The sequence below is a fragment of the Paenirhodobacter enshiensis genome, assembly GCF_000740785.1.
Classification (GTDB): Bacteria; Pseudomonadota; Alphaproteobacteria; order Rhodobacterales; family Rhodobacteraceae; genus Rhodobacter; species Rhodobacter enshiensis.
Genome location: NZ_JFZB01000010.1, coordinates 22,136 through 38,788, shown reverse-complemented (window position 1 = coordinate 38,788; position 16,653 = coordinate 22,136). Strand labels below are relative to the sequence as shown.

The 16,653-nt window shown below is 67.2% G+C and carries 16 protein-coding genes; 12 read left to right on the top strand and 4 right to left on the bottom strand.

Annotated elements, in window-relative coordinates:
* Positions 1-80: 80 nt before the first annotated feature.
* Positions 81-986, bottom strand: a complete 906-nt coding sequence (gene tsf / locus CG50_RS07775) for a translation elongation factor Ts (RefSeq protein WP_036636805.1) — start codon at positions 984-986, stop codon at positions 81-83.
* Between the two features lie 108 nt (positions 987-1,094).
* Positions 1,095-1,850, bottom strand: coding sequence for a 30S ribosomal protein S2 (gene rpsB, locus CG50_RS07770; RefSeq protein WP_036636803.1), 756 nt, complete (start codon positions 1,848-1,850; stop codon positions 1,095-1,097).
* 435 nt (positions 1,851-2,285) lie between these two features.
* Between rpsB and CG50_RS07765 the strand changes: the two genes are divergently transcribed.
* The 4 genes from CG50_RS07765 to CG50_RS16530 all read left to right on the top strand — a co-directional run bounded on the left by CG50_RS07765 (position 2,286) and on the right by CG50_RS16530 (position 6,348).
* Positions 2,286-3,185, top strand: a complete 900-nt coding sequence (locus CG50_RS07765; protein WP_036636801.1) for a PfkB family carbohydrate kinase — start codon at positions 2,286-2,288, stop codon at positions 3,183-3,185.
* Positions 3,182-4,099 (top strand): pseudouridine-5'-phosphate glycosidase, encoded by a 918-nt coding sequence (locus CG50_RS07760; protein ID WP_036636800.1) that lies wholly within the window; start codon positions 3,182-3,184, stop codon positions 4,097-4,099. The genes CG50_RS07765 and CG50_RS07760 overlap by 4 nt, the downstream gene beginning before the upstream one ends.
* A 291-nt stretch (positions 4,100-4,390) precedes the next feature.
* The gene (locus CG50_RS07755) at positions 4,391-6,235 is read left to right on the top strand and encodes an extracellular solute-binding protein (protein ID WP_081880341.1); all 1,845 of its coding nucleotides are present in this window, start codon (positions 4,391-4,393) and stop codon (positions 6,233-6,235) included.
* Positions 6,232-6,348, top strand: a complete 117-nt coding sequence (locus CG50_RS16530) for a lipoprotein (RefSeq protein ID WP_081880340.1) — start codon at positions 6,232-6,234, stop codon at positions 6,346-6,348. The genes CG50_RS07755 and CG50_RS16530 overlap by 4 nt, the downstream gene beginning before the upstream one ends.
* A gap of 83 nt (positions 6,349-6,431) precedes the next feature.
* Here CG50_RS16530 and aroB read toward each other — a convergent pair whose 3' ends face one another.
* Positions 6,432-7,544 (bottom strand): 3-dehydroquinate synthase, encoded by a 1,113-nt coding sequence (gene aroB / locus CG50_RS07750; RefSeq protein WP_036636876.1) that lies wholly within the window; start codon positions 7,542-7,544, stop codon positions 6,432-6,434.
* A 1-nt stretch (position 7,545) separates the two neighbouring features.
* Positions 7,546-8,190, bottom strand: a complete 645-nt coding sequence (locus CG50_RS07745) for a shikimate kinase (RefSeq protein WP_081880339.1) — start codon at positions 8,188-8,190, stop codon at positions 7,546-7,548.
* A gap of 209 nt (positions 8,191-8,399) precedes the next feature.
* On the opposite strand from CG50_RS07745, the gene CG50_RS17225 reads away from it, so the two are divergent.
* The 8 genes from CG50_RS17225 to CG50_RS07710 all read left to right on the top strand — a co-directional run bounded on the left by CG50_RS17225 (position 8,400) and on the right by CG50_RS07710 (position 16,643).
* Positions 8,400-8,549, top strand: coding sequence for a hypothetical protein (locus CG50_RS17225; RefSeq protein ID WP_169743349.1), 150 nt, complete (start codon positions 8,400-8,402; stop codon positions 8,547-8,549).
* Between the two features lie 157 nt (positions 8,550-8,706).
* Entirely contained in the window at positions 8,707-10,251 is a 1,545-nt protein-coding gene (locus CG50_RS07740) for a hypothetical protein (RefSeq protein WP_051909708.1), read from the top strand.
* Positions 10,248-11,303, top strand: a complete 1,056-nt coding sequence (locus CG50_RS07735; protein WP_081880338.1) for a site-specific tyrosine recombinase XerD — start codon at positions 10,248-10,250, stop codon at positions 11,301-11,303. The genes CG50_RS07740 and CG50_RS07735 overlap by 4 nt, the downstream gene beginning before the upstream one ends.
* A gap of 63 nt (positions 11,304-11,366) precedes the next feature.
* Positions 11,367-12,701, top strand: coding sequence for an HlyC/CorC family transporter (locus CG50_RS07730; protein ID WP_036636870.1), 1,335 nt, complete (start codon positions 11,367-11,369; stop codon positions 12,699-12,701).
* A gap of 20 nt (positions 12,702-12,721) precedes the next feature.
* The gene (locus CG50_RS07725; protein WP_036636796.1) at positions 12,722-13,726 is read left to right on the top strand and encodes a glucokinase; all 1,005 of its coding nucleotides are present in this window, start codon (positions 12,722-12,724) and stop codon (positions 13,724-13,726) included.
* 48 nt (positions 13,727-13,774) lie between these two features.
* Positions 13,775-14,131, top strand: a complete 357-nt coding sequence (locus CG50_RS07720) for an STAS domain-containing protein (protein WP_081880337.1) — start codon at positions 13,775-13,777, stop codon at positions 14,129-14,131.
* Positions 14,128-14,505 (top strand): response regulator, encoded by a 378-nt coding sequence (locus CG50_RS07715; protein WP_036636792.1) that lies wholly within the window; start codon positions 14,128-14,130, stop codon positions 14,503-14,505. Before CG50_RS07720 ends, CG50_RS07715 begins: the two co-directional genes overlap by 4 nt.
* Complete coding sequence (locus CG50_RS07710; RefSeq protein WP_036636791.1) at positions 14,502-16,643, top strand: chemotaxis protein CheA; 2,142 nt, start codon at positions 14,502-14,504, stop codon at positions 16,641-16,643. Before CG50_RS07715 ends, CG50_RS07710 begins: the two co-directional genes overlap by 4 nt.
* Positions 16,644-16,653: the final 10 nt, after the last annotated feature.

Below are 16,653 nucleotides of genomic sequence, written 5' to 3'. Positions count from 1 at the left end.
CGCGAATCGGCGGCCTGCAAACGAAAACGCCGCATCCCGAAAGATGCGGCGCCTGTTCGTCGAAGACGGGATCGGATGGATCAGTTGCCGCCGGCCATGGTCTTGGCGACCTCGGCAGCGAAATCCTCTTCCTTCTTCTCGATGCCTTCGCCCACGGCAACGCGCGCGTAGGCGATGACTTCGACACCGGCCTGCTTCGCAGCTTCGGCGACGGTGATGTCGGGGTTGATGACGAACTTCTGGTTCAGAAGCGTCACTTCCTCGAGGAACTTGCGCATCCGGCCCGGGATGATGTTGTTGTGGATCACCTGCTCGGGCTTCGGCTTCGCCGAGCTGGCGTTCTCTTCCAGAGCCTTCGCGGTCTGCACTTCCAGCTCGTGCTGGACGACCGCCGGATCGAGCGCGGCCTCGTTCAGAGCGAGCGGCGCGGTGGCGGCGATGTGCATGGCGATCTGCTTGCCGATGCCCGACTCGTCCTTGCCCTTCAGCGCGACCAGAACGCCGATGCGGCCCATGTCGGTGGCCGAGGCGTTGTGGACGTAGGAGACGACCACATCGCCCTCGACCTTCTGCATCCGGCGCAGGGTCATGTTCTCGCCGATAACGGCAATCGCGTTGGTCAGCGCGTCGGCAACGGTCTTGCCTTCGAGCGAGGCGGCCTTCAGGCCTTCCACGTCAGCGGCGTCGAGCGCAGCCTTGGCGACACCGGCGACCAGCTTCTGGAAGTCGGCGTTCTTCGCGACGAAGTCGGTTTCCGAGTTCAGCTCGACCGCGACGCCCTTGCCGCCGTCGACGGCGACGCCGACGAGGCCCTCGGCCGCCACGCGGTCGGCCTTCTTCGCGGCCTTCGCGAGGCCCTTGGTGCGCAGCCAGTCGACCGCGGCATCCATGTTGCCATCGGTCTCGGTCAGAGCCTTCTTCGCGTCCATCATGCCTGCGCCGGTGCTTTCGCGCAGTTCCTTCACCATAGCAGCGGTGATCGCCATAGCGGCCTCCTGAAATCTGGGATGTTTCGGCGCGAGTTCAATCACGCCACAATGTCAGTCAAATGACATGAGGGGCCTCGCGTCGCCGCGGGGCCCCGGATCGGGCGATCAGGCCTCGACTTCTTCCTCGACCGGAGCCTCTTCGAGGGCACCGAGATCGACGCCGGCAGCGCCCATCTGGGCGGTCATGCCGTCGAGAGCCGCACGGCTCACGAGGTCGCAGTAGAGCGAGATGGCGCGCGCGGCGTCATCGTTGCCCGGGATCACATAGTCAACGCCCTTGGGCGAGCAGTTGGTGTCGACGACGGCCACGACCGGGATGCCGAGCTTCTTGGCTTCCTGGATGGCGAGGTCTTCTTTACCCACGTCGATCACGAACAGCAGGTCCGGCAGGCCGCCCATTTCGCGGATACCGCCGAGCGACGCCTGCAGCTTGACCTGCTCGCGTTCCATGTGGAGACGCTCTTTCTTGGTCAGGCCTTCGGCGCCGGCCGCGAGGACCTCGTCGATGTTCTTCAGGCGCTGGATCGACTGCGAGACGGTCTTCCAGTTGGTGAGCGTGCCACCGAGCCAGCGGTGGTTCATGTAATACTGGGCGCATTTCTCGGCGGCATCGGCGACGGCCTTCGAGGCCTGACGCTTGGTGCCGACGAACAGCACGCGGCCGTTCTTGGCGACGGTGTCACGGATGACCTGCAGAGCCTGGTCCAGCATCGGGACGGTCTGGGTCAGGTCGATGATGTGGATGCCGTTCCGCTCGCCGTAGATGAACTCGCCCATGCGGGGGTTCCAACGCTGCGTCTGGTGACCGTAGTGAACGCCAGCTTCGAGCAGCTGACGCATGGTGAATTCGGGAAGCGCCATGTCTTGTCCTTTCCGGTTTGCGCCTTGGCGGAGGATCAGGGATCTCTCCCAACCGGTGGACCTGTCGGGGATGTCTCCCCCGAAGGCCCGCCTCCGCCTGTGAAGTGGCTGCCGTATAGCGGGGGCGATGGGGGTTGGCAAGGGTGGATGAGCGGGATTTCAGGCGCGAAGGCGCAGGAAATCAAGGCCCGAAGATCTGGCCCGAAGATCTGGGAAGGCGGGGGCGCTGCCCCCTCTTGGCCTGTCGGCCAATTCACCCCCGGGATATTTGGGGCAAAGCGAAAGGGAAAGGGCCTCTCGCGCAGACGTGCGTCGGGGCGCGCCGAAGGCCGCGCGGCAGGGGTTTGCACCGGGCGGGGGTTTGCGCTAGACCGGCGCCTCGCTCCGGCGTTCGGGGCGCGAAAGTCGTGAACGTTTTCGGAAGGATCATCGCGGATGGCAGCGGATATTCTGTGCATCGGCTCGGTCCTGTGGGACATCATCGGGCGCTCGCCGGTGAACATGCAGCTCGGGGCCGACGTGCCGGGGCGGATCACCCGCCTGCCGGGAGGCGTCGCGATGAACATCGCGATGACGCTGACCCGCTTCGGGCTGCGCCCGGCGGTGCTGAGCGCCATCGGCCGCGATCCGGCGGGCGACGAGCTGGTCAATGCCGCCGCGCTGATGGGGATCGACTGCGACTGTCTTTACCGCTCGGACGACCTGCCGACGGATCGCTACATGGCCGTCGAGGCCGCCAACGGGCTGATCGCGGCGATCGCGGACGCGCATTCCCTCGAAGCGGCGGGCGACAAGATCCTGCGTCCGCTTGCGGACGGGCGGCTTGGCTCCGCCGCGGAGCCGTGGTCGGGGCCGGTCGCGCTCGACGGCAATCTGACCGAGGCGCTGATCGCCGAGATCGCGCGCTCGCCCCTGTTCGCGGCCGCCGATCTGCGCGTCGCGCCGGCGAGCCCGGGCAAGGCCGAACGGCTGATCCCGCTGCTCGGCCATCCGCGGGTGACGTTCTATGTGAACCTCGAAGAAGCCGGGATCATCTGCCAGCGCCGGTTTGACGATGCCGTCGCCGCGGCCGAAGGGATGCTCGCGCGCGGCGCGAAGCGCGTTCTGGTCACCGATGGCGGCCGCGCGGCCGCCTGCGGCGCGACCGGCCTGCCCGGCCCCGCGGTTCTGTCCCTCGCCCCGCCCGCCGTCATGGTCACCCGCGTGACCGGCGCCGGAGACACGTTCATGGCGGCCCATGTCGTGGCCGAGCGTCAGGGCGCCGACCGCGCCACGGCGCTCGAACAGGCCATCGCCGCCGCAGCCCGCTACGTTTCAGGAGATATCGCCTCATGACACCCGTGACCGCCCCCCTCGCCTTCGCGCCCGAAGTGCGCGCCGCCCTCGATGCCGGAAAGCCCGTCGTCGCACTCGAATCGACGATCATCACCCATGGGATGCCCTTCCCGAGCAATGTCGAGACCGCCCGCCGCGTCGAGGCCGAGATCCGCGCCCATGGCGCCGTGCCCGCCACCATCGCGGTGTTCGGCGGCCAGATCCACATCGGCCTGACCGGCGAGGAGCTGGATGCCCTCGCCAGGGCGAAGGACGTGATGAAGGTCAGCCGCGCCGATCTGGCGGTCTGCCTCGCCAAGGGCGCCTGGGGTGCCACCACGGTCGCGGCGACGATGATCTGCGCCGATCTCGCGGGGATCAAGGTCTTTGCCACCGGCGGCATCGGCGGCGTGCACCGCGGTGCCGAGACGAGCTTCGACATCTCGGCCGATCTGGCGGAACTTGGCATCACCCCGGTGACGGTGGTCGCGGCGGGCGCGAAGGCGATCCTCGATCTGCCGAAGACGCTCGAGGTGCTGGAGACCGATGGCGTGCCGGTCATCGCCTACGGTCAGGACGAGTTCCCGGCGTTCTGGTCGCGCAGCTCGGGGCTGAAGGCGCCGCTGCGGATGGACAGCGCGGCCGAGATCGCCCGCGCCCAGACTATGCGCCGCGCGCTCGGACTGTCGGGCGGGCAGCTCGTCGCGAACCCGGTCCCGGTTGAGGCCGAAATCCCGCATGAGGTGATCGACCCGGTGATCGAGCAGGCGCTGGCCGAGGCCGCGGCGCAGCATATCCACGCCAAGGAAGTCACGCCCTTCCTGCTCGCGCGGATCTTCGAGCTGACCGAAGGCCGCTCGCTCGAGACGAATATCGCGCTGGTGCTGAACAATGCCCGGCTGGCTGCGGCCATCGCCGCCGAACTCGCCGCCTGAGACGAAAGCGCGACCGCTCTGCCCGGCCTGTGGTGCCGGACAGAGCACACCCGATGCAAGGCCGCTGCGGGCTTGCACATTTCCCGGATTTTCCAAGCCTGAAAAGAAAAAGACGCCCGCGCAAGGCGGGCGTCAAGTCATGAGGCAGGTTTCATACAGGCAAGAAACCTATCGAGCAGTGAGCCCTTTATAAGCCGAGACCCGCCCGCATCCAAGGGAAAAGTTTGCGCATGCTCTCCCTGAACGGTAGCCTCGCGACATAACAACGACAAACCGGGCAGGACGGAACGAATGAACTGGCGGCACTTCGGCTGCGCCCTCGTGGCGCTCGCGCTGGCATTTTGCCCAAGGCTTGCTGGTGCAGACACGACCGGCTCGGGCATGGATGCGGCACTCGGTCCGGCGGCGGGAATCGCGATGTATGGGCTGCCCGCCCTGCCCGCGGACTTCGATCACCTGCCCTATGCCAATCCTCAGGCGCCGAAGGGAGGCACCATCCGGTTCGGCGAATCGGGGCGGTTCGATTCGCTCAACCCCTGGATCCTCGCCGGACGGCCGGCACAGGGCATCGCGAATTACGTCGCCGAATCGCTGATGGCGCGCTCGATCGACGAGCCGTTCACGCTTTACGGGCTGCTCGCCGAAAGCGTCGAGACCGCGCCCGACCGCTCATGGGTCGAATTCACCCTGCGACCCGAGGCGCGGTTCTCGGACGGCAATCCGGTGACGGTCGATGACGTGATCTGGTCCTATCGCACGCTCGGCACGCTCGGCCATCCGCGCTATCAGAACGTCTGGCGCAAGGTGAAGGAGATCGCGCAGACCGGCCCGCGCAGCCTGCGCATCACCTTCACCGAACCCGACCGCGAGCTGCCGCTGATCATGGGGATGCGGCCCGTCCTCGAACGCGCGCAATGGCAGGGCAAGGATTTCGCCAATGACACCCGCACCGTGCCGGTGGGATCGGGCCCCTATGTCGTCGACCGGGTCGAGACCGGCCGGTTCATCACCCTGAAGCGCAACCCGAACTGGTGGGGCAAGGATCTGCCGGTCAACCGCGGCCGATACAATTTCGACACCATGCGGTGGGATTACTTCGGCGATCCCAATACCGCCTTCGAGGCGTTCAAGGCCGGCGATATCGACGTCTGGCGCGAGGGCTCGGCCGCGAAATGGGCACGCGATTACGATTTCCCCGCGGTGCGCCGCGGCGAGGTGGTGCTCGACGAGATCCCGCATCACCGGCCCTCGGGAATCTCGGGGCTGGTGATGAACACGCGGCTTTCCGTCTTCGCCGACTGGCGCGTGCGCGAGGCGATGATTGACGCTTACAATTTCAGGTTCATTTCCAATACGTTGAACGCCGGAGCTGAACCACGGATCACGTCCTATTTCGCGAATTCCGATCTGGCGATGCGGCCGGGGCCGGCGACGGGCAAGGTGGCGGCGCTGCTCGCTCCCTATGCTGCCGGTCTGCCGCCCGGAACGCTGTCGGGCTACAGCCTGCCCGAGACCTCGGACAAGATGCTCGACCGCCCCGGGCTGCGCCATGCGGCCGGGCTTCTGGAACAGGCGGGCTGGAACGTCGATGACGAAGGCGTTTTGCGCAACGCGAAGGGCCAGCCCTTCACCTTCGAGATCTTGCTGAAACAGGGTGCGGCCGATGTGCAGTCGAATGTCGACATCTATCTGCAATCGCTCGCCCGGCTCGGCATCCGGCCCACGGTGACCCGGGTCGACGATGCGCAATACCAGATGCGGGTGACCAATTACGACTATGGCATGACCTGGATGATGATCGCGCTCTCGCTCAGCCCCGGCAACGAGCAGATGCTCTACTGGGGCGCGAAGGGCGTGACGGATCCGGGCAGCCGCAACCTGATGGGGATGAACAGCCCCGCCGCCGAGGCGATGGTTCACGCCATGCTCGACGCCCGCGACCCCGAGGATTTCACCGCCGCGGTGCGCGCGCTCGACCGCATTCTGACCGCGGGACGCTACGTGATTCCAAGCTGGTATCCGCCGGAAACCCATGTCGCACACATCCGTGAACTTCACTTTCCGAAGCGGATCCCCTTATATGGAGACTGGCCGGGCTTTCTGCCCGAGACCTGGTGGTATGAGGCAGAGCAATGAAAAACATCATCCTTCTCGCCGCCATCATGGCGGCACTGGCCGGTTGCAATACCGTGGCAGGCGTGGGCGACGACATTTCGGGCGCGGCCCGCACCGTTCAGGGCTGGTTCTGAACTTTCGGTGAAAGCGAACACGTATCGGGGCCGGTTTCCAGCGCGGAAACCGGCCCCGGATGTTTTGCGGACAGTGGGCCTTCTCAGGCCCGGCGGGTCTCCAGCGCATCTTCGAGCAGCCGCTTCAGCACGTCACGCGGCACGTCCGAGGTGACGAAAGCCTCGCCGATCCCGCGCGCCAGGATGAAGCGCATCTTGCCGTCGAGCACCTTCTTGTCCTGCGCCATCAGCGCGATCAGACCGTCTGCATCGGGCAACGGCCCGTCGATGTCGGCAAGGTCGGTCTTCATCCCCATCGCCTTCAGATGCGCGCGCACCCGGCTCGGCGCTTCCTGCGAGCACAGCCCGAGGCGCTGACTGAGCTCGAACGCCAGCGCACAGCCGATCGCCACACCCTCACCATGCAGCAGCCGCGCGCCGTAGCCCGTCGCCGATTCCAGCGCGTGGCAGAAGGTGTGGCCGAGGTTCAGAAGGGCGCGTTCCCCCTCTTCGGTCTCGTCACGGGCGACGATCCCGGCCTTCATCTCGACCGAGCGGCGCACCGCCTTCAGCCGCGCCGCCGTGTCGCCCGCCGCAAGCGCCGGGCCGTTCGCCTCCAGCCAGTCGAAGAACTGCGCGTCGCCCAGCAGGCCGTATTTCACCACCTCGCCATAACCCGCGATGAAATCGCGCGCGGTCAGCGTGCCCAGAAGGTCGATGTCGGCGAGCACCAGCGAGGGCTGATGGAACGCGCCGATCAGGTTCTTGCCCTGCGCGGTGTTGATCCCGGTCTTGCCGCCGACCGAGCTGTCGACCTGCGCCAGAAGCGTCGTCGGGATCTGCACGAAGCGCACGCCGCGGCGCAGGATCGCCGCCGCGAAGCCCGCCAGATCGCCGATCACCCCGCCGCCGAAGGCTATGACGATATCCTTGCGCTCGACCTTCTGCTCCAGCAGCCAGCCGCAGGCGCGTTCGAGCTGCGCCCAGCATTTCGTGCCCTCGCCCGGCGGCAGCGCCAGCGCGCTCATCTCGATGTCGCCAAGGCCCGCGCGCAACTCTTCGAGATGCAGCCCCGCGACGGTCTCGTCGGTGATCACCCGCACCCGCGGCCGGTGCAGCAAAGGCGCGATCTCGGTCCCTGCCTGAGCGATCAGCCCCGGCCCCATCCGCACCTCGTAGGAGCGTTCGCCCAGGTCCACCTTGACCGTCTCACGCATCTCAGTCTCGCGCATCTCGCGCCTCCTCGTCCATGTCGCCATGCGCCCGAAGCGCGGCGATCACCTTTTGCGCCATCCCCTCGACCGTCAGCCCGGGCGCTGAGCCCACCTCCAGATCGGCCAGCGCATAGAGCGGCTCGCGCTCGGCCAGAAGCGCGGCCAGCGTGCCTTTCGGGTCGGCCGTGCGCAGCAACGGCCGCGTCGTCTTGTGCCGCACCCGGTTCCACAGCACCTCGACATCGGCCTGCAGCCAGACCGAGACGCCGTGCCGCGCGATCAGGTCGCGGTTGGTCGCGTTCATGAAGGCCCCGCCGCCGGTCGAGATGACTGCGGGCTCCGCCCCCATCAGCCGGCCCAGAACCTCGGTCTCGCGGGCGCGGAAGAACGCCTCGCCGTCGCGGGCGAAGATCTCGGGGATTTCCATCTGGGCGGCGCGCACGATCTCGTCGTCGCTGTCGCGAAACGGCACACCCAACATCCGCGCCAGCACCGTGCCGACGGCGGTCTTGCCCGCTCCCATCATCCCCACGAGAACGACCGGACGCAGCAGCCGCGCGCGGGCGCCCGTCTTGTCCGCTGTCCGCTCCGCGGGGGTCCCGCCCGAAGTCCTCCGGGCGGCGGGCCGTGCCCGTTCCTTCGCCTTCAACGCCGTGCTCCGTCGTTCCGGCAGGGGTGGGCCGGCGTGCTGCGGCCACTTCCCTTGCGCAATCGTGATCTTTATCTCCCTGAATGGCGTGAACTTCCGGGAAATGCCATATATAATTCTCGCAAGCGTGCGCCCGCTGCGGGATGAGCCCGGAGCTGTGCTGTCACGCACTGACTTTAACGACAAGAACGAAAGTTCGGGACGGATTCATGGGGCGCATCATTGTGCAAATCATCGTGGCCATTCTGGTTCTGGGGCTGCTCGGGATCATCGGCTACGCCTATTTCGGCGACCTGACGCCGGTGCAGAGCGAACAGCGCCAGAGCATCACCCTGCCCGGAGGAACGAGTGGGAACTGATCCCGCCCCGGATCTGGAACGACGAAGCCGCCCGACTCGGTCTCGCCTGATCGCGGCGTGCCGGGAACGGGTGCGCCCGGCCGGCTGCACGCTGGCCGTGGCAGCGACCCTCGCGGCCGTTCCTCCGGGCGCCGGATCCGCACGGGCCGAGGAACCGATGTCGGCCATCGACTGGCTGTCGTCCTCGGTCGGGCCATCTTCGGGGGGGGAGTCTGCGGCCGGGTCTGCGGCACCGCGACCGGGATCGGTGCAGATCCTCGGACGGGCCTCTTCGGCGGTGCTGCCGCCGGTGCCGGGCGAAACCCCGGTCACCCCGGTTATCCGCACCGAGACGATCAGCGAAATCTCTCTCGATCATCCGCCGCCCAATGCGGTCGGTCTGGTGTCGGCACCGCGCACCGGGGTGCCCATCGACTTCTGGGGCGCCACACCCGAGGCAGACCTTGCCGCCTCGGTCCGCAAGGAGCGTCTCGACACCCTGCCCGCGATCCAGTCCTTCCTGATGCAGATCCTGCTCGCCGAGCTGGAGCCGCCGCAGACCCCCTCGCCCGAGGGGCGCGACGTCCTGTTCCTCGCCCGTATCGACCGGCTTCTTGACATGGGTGCGCTCGATCAGGCGGTGGCGCTGCTCGATCAGGCGGATCCGGACGACCCCGAGGTGTTCCGTCGCCGCTTCGATGTAGCGCTGCTTCAGGGCCGCGAGGATGGCGCGTGCCGGATCATGACCGAGACCCCCGCCGTCACCCCCTCCTTCCCGGCGCGGATCTTTTGCCTCGCGCGGCGCGGCGACTGGCCGGCGGCGGCGCTGTCGCTCGACACCGGGCGCGCGCTCGGCCAGATCGACCCGGAAATGGCAGAGCTGCTGGCGCGCTTCCTCGATCCCGAGCTGACCGAGGACAGCCCCGAGCTGCCGCCGCCCGCGCGCCCGACGCCGCTGGTGTTTCGCATGATGGAGGCGATCGGCCAGCCGATTTCCACATCCACCCTGCCCGTCGCCTTTGCTCAGGCGGATCTCGAGGCGAACCATGGCCGCAAGGCCGAGATCGAGGCGGCCGAGCGGCTGACGCGCTCGGGCGTGCTCGATCCGAACCGGCTTCTGGGGCTTTACACCGGGCAGCGCGCCTCGGCCTCGGGCGGCGTGTGGGACCGGGTGACGCTGGTCAGCGCGTTCGACAAGGCGCTGAGTGCGGGCAATGCCGCGCGCGTCAGTCAGCTGTTGCCGGCGCTGTGGGACGAGATGCAGGCGCAGGAGCTGGAACCCGCGATGGCGGCGATGTTCGCCGAGCGGTTGCGCGGGGTCGCGCTCGATGACGATGCGGCGGCGATCGCGTTCCGGCTCGGGCTGCTGACACCCGATTTCGCAGCCGTGGCCGGGGCGCACACTCCGGCCGATGCCGACGAGGCGCTGCTGATCGGCATCGCGCAAGGCGATACCTCGGCCCATCCGGCACAGGACCGGATGGGGCTGATGCTGAAGACGGTGTTCGATGCCCGCCCGAAAGCGATCCCGGCCCGCTATGCCGGGCTTTTGCCCGACAAGCTGGGCGAGGCGGTGCTCGATGCCATCGACGATGTGACCGAGGGGGCACGCGGCGATCTGCGTCGCGTCGGCGACGGGCTTATGCTGTTGCGCGCGACCGGGTTCGAGACCGTGGCACGGCGCGCCGCTCTGGAACTCGTGGTGCTGGAGCGCAACGGATGACCGCCGCCGACGAGACCGCCCCCCGCAAGACGGCAGATGACACGACTGCGGCCCGCACGCCCCCCCCCGAAGACCGCGCGGCCCCGCCGGATTCACGCTGGATTCCGGCCTTTCTCGAAGCCCAGTCGGCCGAGGCCGGGGCGGCGCGAAATACCGTCGAAAGTTACGGCCGCGATCTGAACGATTTCCTGTCCTTCACCACCGGGCGCGGACTGGGCTTTCTGACCCTCGGGCGCGATGCGGTGGAGGATTACCTGACCCGCTGCGAGGCCGAGGGACTTGCCCGTGCCACCCGCGCGCGGCGGCTGTCCGCGATCCGGCAACTGTTTCGCTTCGCCTATGAAGAGGGCTGGCGCGAGGACAATCCGACGCTTGCCATCCACGGCCCCGCCAAGGCGCAGCGCCTGCCGAAGACGCTGAGCGTCGAGGAGGTGAGCCGCCTTCTGGACGCCGCCTGCGATCAGGGGGCGTCCCTGCCCGAGCAGATCCGCAACCGCTGCCTGATGGAGATGCTTTACGCCACCGGAATGCGGGTGAGCGAGCTCGTGTCGCTGCCGGTGCAGGCGGTGCGCGGCAACCCCGAGATGGTGCTGGTGCGCGGCAAGGGCAGCAAGGAGCGGATGGTGCCGCTCTCCGCCCCGGCGCGCGAGGCGCTTGGCGCATGGCTGAAGCTGCGCGACGCGGCCGAGGAAGAGGCGCGACTGAGCCGGCGCGCGCCGCCCTCGCGTTTCCTGTTCCCCTCGCCGGCGAAGGACGGCCACCTGACGCGGCAGATGTTCCACGGCCTCGTCAAGGATATCGCGGTCGCGGCCGGGATCAGCCCGTCGCGGGTGACGCCGCATGTGCTGCGCCATGCCTTCGCGACCCATCTTCTGGCCGGCGGGGCCGATCTGCGGGTGATCCAGACACTTCTGGGCCATGCCGATCTGTCCTCGACCGAGATCTACACCCATGTCCTCGACGAGCGGCTGAAGGACCTGGTGCTGCGTCACCATCCGCTCGCGCGGCCGGATAACCTGCCCGGACAACCCGCCCCGGGACGCCGGGACTGACTGAGACTTGATTGGCGCGGGCTTCGCGCCGTAACCTTGAACGGATTTCATTTTGTGACCGAGATGGACAGTCCTATTCCCGCGTTCCTCGACCTGTCGTTCTGGCTGACCGCCGGGGCAATCGTGCTGCTGCTGGCGCTGTCAGCGTTTTTTTCCGGATCGGAGACCGCACTGACCGCCGCGAGCCGAGCGAAGCTGCGCTCGGGCGCCGACAAGGGCGAACCGGGCGCGGATGCCGCGCTGCGGGTGACAGAGGACAGCGAGAAGCTGATCGGGGCGATCCTGCTTGGCAACAATGTGGCGAATATCCTGTCGGCATCGCTCGCGACGGCGCTGTTCACGCGGATATTCGGCTCGGGCGGCGTCGCGCTCGCGACACTGGTGATGACGGTGCTGGTGCTGATCTTCGCCGAGGTGCTGCCGAAGACCTGGGCGATCTCGGCGCCCGAGCATGTGGCGACGCGGGTGGCGCGGCCGGTGCGCGGACTGCTGGTGATCCTGTCGCCGGTGGTGTCCGTGGTGCGGCTGATCGTGCGCGGCATCCTGCGGCTGTTCGGCCAGCGAATCGACGCCGATCAGCAGATGTTCTCGGTGCGCGACGAGATCGCCGGGGCGCTGTCGCTCGGCTCGGCCGAGGGGGTGGTCGACAAGGAGGACCGCGACCGGCTTCTGGGCGCGCTCGACCTCGACGACCGCACGGTCGAGGAAATCATGCTGCATCGCAGCCAGATCGAGATGCTCGATGCCGACATGGCGCCCGATGCGCTGCTGACGGCGGTGCTGACCTCGCCGCACACGCGCCTGCCGCTTTACCGCGGCGAGCGCGAGAATGTCGTGGGCGTGATCCATGCCAAGGATCTGTTGCGCGCGGTCGAGAAGTTCCTGCGCGAGGGCGACGGCAAGCTCGATTCCGTCTCCGATCTCGACGTCATGAAAGTGGCGATGAAGCCCTATTTCATCCCCGAGACCACGCCGCTGAACGAGCAGATGCGCGAGTTTCTGAAACGGCGGATGCACTTCGCGCTGGTGGTCGACGAATACGGCGATCTGAAGGGGTTGCTGACGCTCGAGGATATCATCGAGGAAATCGTCGGCGACATCAGCGACGAGATGGACCTGAAGACCGAACGCCAGATCCGCCCCACCGATTCGGGCGATTACATCGTCGATGGCGCGACCACGATCCGCGACCTGAACCGGGAACTCGACTGGGGCCTGCCCGACGAGGAGGCGAACACCGTCGCCGGTCTGGTCATCAGCGAGGCCCAGACCATCCCCGAGGTCGGTCAGGTGTTCTCGTTCTACGGCTTCCGCTTCGAGGTGCTGGAGCGCAAGGACAACCGCATCGCGCGGCTGCGCATCCGCCCCGAACTCGGCGACGAGACCCCGACCCCCTGACCTTCTGACCGGAGCCCGCCATGCCTCTTGCTGCCCCCTCCGATGCCGCACTGACGCTGCTTGCCGACATCGGCGGCACCAACACCCGCGTGGCTCTGGCCGATGGCGCGGTGCTGCGCCCGGACACGATCCGGCGTTACGCGAATGCCGGGCACGCCGCGCTGTGGCCGATCCTCGCCGAGTATCTGACCGCCGGCGGCTCCCCCCGGATCGGGCGCGCCTGCATCTGCGCTGCGGGGCCGGTAAGTGCGGGCAAGGTCACGCTGACCAATCTGGCCTGGGAGATTTCGGAAGCCGAGCTCGCGGCCCGCACCGGCGTGAGAGATGCCGCCGTTCTGAACGATCTGGCAGCGCAGGGGCACGCTCTCGATGCGCTGGCGCCCGGGGCACTGCGCCCGGTCCTGCCCGGCCAGCCCGTGTCCGCGCCCGATGCCACGCGTCTGGTGATCGGCATCGGCACCGGGTTCAACGCCGCCCCGGTGCACCGGATCGGCCGCGGCTGCTTCGTTCCCGCGTCGGAGGCCGGCCACGTCACCCTGCCCGTCACCGATGCCGAAACCCTGCGCCTGCACGATTTCATCGCGCGCCGCAGCGGGTTCGCCGATGTCGAGGAAGTGCTCTCGGGCCGTGGCGTCGCGCTGTGCCATGCCTTCGTCTGCGCCGAGGCGGGACGCGGAACGCCGCTCGATCCGGCGGGGGTGCTCGCGGGGATCGGGGCGGGCGATCCGCTGGCCGAGGCGGCGGGGCGGCTTTTCGTGCGCGTTCTGGCCACGGTAACGGGCGATCTGGCGCTGACCCATCTGCCGCATGGTGGCATTCATCTGATCGGCGGCGTGGCCCGCGCGATCGCGCCCTGGCTCGGCCGGTTCGGCTTCGCGACCGCCTTCCACGCCCGTGGCCGGTTCGCGGCCCTAGTCCGCGACTTCCCTATCTGCGTCGTCGAAGACGATTATGCCGCGCTTGCAGGCTGTGCAATCTATCTAGACCGGCTGTGCAAAGACCGTCCGGCGTCAAGCCAAAATTAACAACCCGCAGCTAATCCTGTTCCTGTTCGGCAGGGAAAGGAGAGCAGCGTGGTCAGGGCTAAACGACAGGAACCGGCACAGCAGCCGGATCTGAAAACGCAGATAGAAGACGCACAAGCGCGGGACGGCGCTTCGGAAGCCGTGGTCCTGCCGGAGCGTCTGGATTTCTCGACAGTCACCCGGGTCGCCGGCGATCTGCGCCGGGTGACGGGTCCGGACATCGTGATCGACGCCGGAGGGGTGGCGCATCTCGGAGCACTCGGCGCGCAACTTCTGCTTGCCGCACGGGCCAGCGCCAAGGCCCGGGGGGGGCGGCTGATCCTGTCGCCGGCCTCGGACGCCTTCGTGCGCGCGCTTCACGATCTCGGCCTGTCGGAGCGGCTGGAGACAGGGTATCGCGCATGAGCCTCTCCGTCCTTGCCGTCGATGACAGCCGCACCATCCGCGATATGCTGGGCCTCGCGCTCGGTTCCGCCGGGATCGAGGTCCACCTCGCCGAAGACGGCATCGCCGGGCTGGAGGCACTCGAAGGGCTGACGCCCGATGCGATCATCTCTGACATCAACATGCCGCGCCTCGACGGCTTCGGCTTCATTGAGGCGGTGCGCAGGCTGGAACGGTTCCGCGCGACGCCGATTCTGGTGCTGACGACGGAGGCGGCACCGGAATTGCGCGCCAGGGCCCGCGCCGCCGGAGCCACCGGATGGATCGTGAAACCGTTCGACCCGCCGAAACTGGTCCGCGCACTGCATATGGTTGCAGGACAGGAGGACGCATGAGCGATCCGATGGCCGAAATCCGCGAGGGGTTCTTCGCCGAGTGCGAAGAATTGCTCGAAAGCCTTCAGGACGGGCTGCAAACCCTGTCAGAAAGCGCCGCACCGGATGCCGAGGCGGTGAATGTCACCTTCCGCGCCGTGCATTCGATCAAGGGCGGTGCCGGGGCTTTCGGCCTTGATACACTCGTGGGTTTTGCCCATCGCTACGAAAGCGTTCTGGATCTTCTGCGGTCCGGCAAGCTCGATCTGGATCCCGCATTGATGCGGTTGCTGTTTCGCGCAGCCGATCTGCTGCAAGACCATGTGCGTGCAGCCCATGAGGATGATCCCACCGTGCCCGAAGGCAGCGCCGACTGCCTCGAGGCGCTTGATGCGCTGGCCGGGGCGGATCCCGCGGAACCAGAGCCGGAAGTGACGGACTTTCAGCCTTTGGTCCTGTCTTTTGGCGACTTCGGGTCGGAAGAAAGCAGCGCAGCGCTCCCCTCCTTCATGGTTCTCGACTCGACATCTCTGGCTGACTGGGAGGTGCGCTTTCATCCCCGGACCGAGCTGTATCGCTCGGCGAACGAGCCGCTTTATCTGCTGCGCACGCTGACAGATCTCGGCGCGACAGAAATCGTCTGCGACGGCGATATCCCCCCGCTCGAAGATCTGACCGAAGACAGTGCCGAAATCTGCTGGCGCATCGTTATGCCGGGCCATCTGTCCGAAACCGAGATCCGCGAGGTCTTCGATTTCGTCGACGGTCTGTGCGATCTGACAATCGCACCGCTTCCTCTGGCCGAGGTCGAGGAGAACTCGGAACCGCCTGCTCCCTGGCCTCCGGTTCCGGCACCGCCCCCGACGGGCGAGCAGACAAAGGACGCCCCACCCGCGCCGGCCGGCCCGAAGCCAGAGTCCGCACCGGGCGAGCCGCCCCCCGCGCGCGAAGCCCACGGCGAAGCTGCCGCCACGGTCCGGGTGAACCTCGATCGGATCGACCGGCTGGTGAATCTGGTGGGGGAACTGGTCATCACCCAGGCCATGCTTGCCCAAAGCGTCGCCGAGGCCGGGCTGCAACCCAACGCATCGCTGCGCAGCGGTCTCGATTCCTTCACCCTGCTGACCCGCGAGATTCAGGACAGCGTGATGATGATCCGCGCCCAGCCGGTCAAACCACTGTTCCAGCGCATGGCCCGGATCGTCCGCGAGGCTGCCGCGGCAACCGGAAAGGACGTGCAACTCCGTCCGCTTGGCGAAACCACCGAAGTCGACAAGACTGTGATCGAACGGCTGTCCGACCCGCTTACTCACATGATCCGAAACGCCGTTGACCATGGCATCGAACCGCCGGAGAAGCGTATCGAGGCCGGAAAAACCCGAACCGGAACGATCACGCTCTCGGCCCGCCATCGTGCCGGCCGACTGGAAATAGAGCTTTCCGACGACGGCGGAGGCATCAACAGAAAGCGTGTTCTCGAAACCGCCATCGCCCGCGGCCTGGTGCCGGCAGATGCTCCTCTCGGCGATGCAGAGATCGACAATCTGTTGTTCTTGCCGGGATTTTCCACCGCGAAATCGGTCTCGGCCCTGTCGGGTCGTGGCGTCGGAATGGACGTCGTTCGCTCGGCCATCCATGCTCTCGGCGGGCGCGTCGCGATCCGATCCGAATTTGGAAAAGGTACGGTTTTCACCATCTCCTTGCCGCTCACTCTGGCCGTTCTCGACGGAATGGTCATATCGGTGGCGGGAGAAACGCTGGTCGTGCCGCTGTCCTCGATCCTTGAAACTGCAGCCATGCGCCCCGACGACGTGCGCACCGTTGCCGGATCGACCCCGGTTCTGCAGCTTCGCGGCAGTTTCGTCCCGCTTTGCGATCTGGGAGCAGAAATGGGCTATCACGCACAGCGCCCGGTGGTCCGGGACGGAACGGTTCTGGTCACGGCACTCGAAAATGGCAACCGCGCCGCCCTGATCGTAGACGAGATCGTCGAACAGCGTCAGGTCGTCATCAAGGGCCTGGGCGATAGCTATGGGCGCATTCCTGGCGTTGCAGCCGCCACAATCCTTGGCGACGGTCGCATCGCTCTCATCCTGGATCCGGCGGACCTTGTTCGCAACATGACGCGCGCCGGCCGCGCGCAGCCCCTGGCGGTATAGGACAGACGCA

Bases quoted from the DNA above. Each gene is read 5' to 3' on its own strand.
- CG50_RS07755 (WP_081880341.1), top strand. From the start codon at position 4,391: ATGAACTGGCGGCACTTCGGCTGCGCCCTCGTGGCGCTCGCGCTGGCA.
- CG50_RS07765 (WP_036636801.1), top strand. From the start codon at position 2,286: ATGGCAGCGGATATTCTGTGCATCGGCTCGGTCCTGTGGGACATCATC.
- CG50_RS16530 (WP_081880340.1), top strand. From the start codon at position 6,232: ATGAAAAACATCATCCTTCTCGCCGCCATCATGGCGGCACTGGCCGGT.
- rpsB (WP_036636803.1), bottom strand. From the start codon at position 1,850: ATGGCGCTTCCCGAATTCACCATGCGTCAGCTGCTCGAAGCTGGCGTT.
- CG50_RS07730 (WP_036636870.1), top strand. From the start codon at position 11,367: ATGGACAGTCCTATTCCCGCGTTCCTCGACCTGTCGTTCTGGCTGACC.
- CG50_RS07725 (WP_036636796.1), top strand. From the start codon at position 12,722: ATGCCTCTTGCTGCCCCCTCCGATGCCGCACTGACGCTGCTTGCCGAC.
- CG50_RS07740 (WP_051909708.1), top strand. From the start codon at position 8,707: ATGTCGGCCATCGACTGGCTGTCGTCCTCGGTCGGGCCATCTTCGGGG.
- aroB (WP_036636876.1), bottom strand. From the start codon at position 7,544: ATGCGTGAGACGGTCAAGGTGGACCTGGGCGAACGCTCCTACGAGGTG.
- CG50_RS17225 (WP_169743349.1), top strand. From the start codon at position 8,400: ATGGGGCGCATCATTGTGCAAATCATCGTGGCCATTCTGGTTCTGGGG.
- CG50_RS07735 (WP_081880338.1), top strand. From the start codon at position 10,248: ATGACCGCCGCCGACGAGACCGCCCCCCGCAAGACGGCAGATGACACG.
- tsf (WP_036636805.1), bottom strand. From the start codon at position 986: ATGGCGATCACCGCTGCTATGGTGAAGGAACTGCGCGAAAGCACCGGC.
- CG50_RS07710 (WP_036636791.1), top strand. From the start codon at position 14,502: ATGAGCGATCCGATGGCCGAAATCCGCGAGGGGTTCTTCGCCGAGTGC.
- CG50_RS07715 (WP_036636792.1), top strand. From the start codon at position 14,128: ATGAGCCTCTCCGTCCTTGCCGTCGATGACAGCCGCACCATCCGCGAT.
- CG50_RS07760 (WP_036636800.1), top strand. From the start codon at position 3,182: ATGACACCCGTGACCGCCCCCCTCGCCTTCGCGCCCGAAGTGCGCGCC.